A 916-nucleotide genomic window follows, 5' to 3' on the forward strand; every position below is an offset into this window, starting at 1 on the left:
GGCCGTCCGCTTCATCGGTCTGTGAGCGCTGCCACGGACGCCACGGCTGCCACGGACGCCACAGACGCCCCTGCCACCCCCGGCGTCCTCGACCTGCTCGACCATGTCGTCGATCCGCTCGGCGGTGTAGTCACTGATCTGCGCGGGATCGCGGGGACTGAGCCCGGAGACGATGTCGACGGCGGCGTCGACGAACCGGTCGTAGATGTCGTCGGCGACGATGATGCGCTTGTTGGAGTTGCAGGCCTGTCCGGTGTTCTCCAGGCGTACGGCCACCGCGTCGGCGGCGGCGTGCACGTCCGTGGTCGACAGGATGACGTAGGGGTCGGATCCGCCGAGTTCGAGGACGGCTTTGGTCAGCGCGGCGCCGGCCTGGGCGGCGATCGCGGCGCCGGCGCGTTCCGACCCGGTCAGTGACACCCCCTGGACCCGGGGGTCGTTGATGACGGTGCTGATCTGGTCGTGGGTGGCGAAGATGTTGGTGTACACCGCTTCGGGGTGGCCGGTGTCGCGCAGGGCCTGGTGGATGATCTTCTCGATGGCCAGGGCGCAGCCGGGGACGGATTCGGCGTGTTTGAGCACGATGGTGTTGCCGGCGACGAGGTTGGGGGCGACGAACCGGGCGATCTGGTAGTAGGGGTAGTTCCACGGCATGATGCCCAGCAGGACGCCGACGGGGCGGTGCTGGATGACGGTGCGGGAGGTGTCGGAGTCGTCGAGGACCCGGTCGGCGCAGAGGGTGGGGCCGTTGTCGGCGTAGTAGGTGAAGATGTCGGCGGAGAATTCCGCTTCGCCGACGGCTTCGCCGAGGGGTTTGCCCATTTCGGCGGTGGCGGTGTCGGCGAGGCGTGTTCTTTTCTACTCTTTGAGTGGTTTACAGGACGGGGGGGGGGGTTTTTCCCGTTCGTCGGACCGG

The 916-nt window shown here is 67.8% G+C and carries 1 pseudogene; it reads right to left on the minus strand.

What is annotated here, in order from left to right:
• Nucleotides 1-843: pseudogene (locus tag BN3906_RS13695) on the minus strand (aldehyde dehydrogenase family protein); the annotation flags it as partial.
• Nucleotides 844-916 lie beyond the last annotated feature (73 nt).

It is taken from the genome of Corynebacterium provencense (genome assembly GCA_900049755.1).
GTDB classification, from domain to species: domain Bacteria; phylum Actinomycetota; class Actinomycetes; order Mycobacteriales; family Mycobacteriaceae; genus Corynebacterium; species Corynebacterium neomassiliense.